The 238-nt window shown below is 66.0% G+C and carries 1 protein-coding gene; it reads left to right on the forward strand.

From position 1 onward, the window contains the following. The coding region (locus SB786_RS37585) for a sigma-70 domain-containing protein (protein ID WP_410731759.1) at window positions 1-238 on the forward strand (238 nt) is incomplete at both ends.

A 238-nucleotide genomic window follows, 5' to 3' on the forward strand; every position in this document is an offset into this window, starting at 1 on the left:
CCAAATACCACCTCGAAGCACAAAAGCACGACGGCAAGGAAGCCTCGAGCGAAGACATCGCGAGCCTGGTCGGCCGCCCGGTCGAAGAGGTGCAAGACATCCTGACCCTGTCCGAACACGCGACCTCGCTCGACGCGCCGCTCGACAACGATCCGGGGTCGAGCCTGATGGATATGCTGCCCGACGACGGCGAGGGCAGCCCCGACGCCCACGCCGAGCAGCAAGAGGTGGCGCTGCT

Origin of the sequence: Burkholderia sp. SIMBA_062 (assembly GCF_046534765.1) — a bacterium.
Taxonomy (GTDB): Bacteria; Pseudomonadota; Gammaproteobacteria; order Burkholderiales; family Burkholderiaceae; genus Burkholderia; species Burkholderia ambifaria.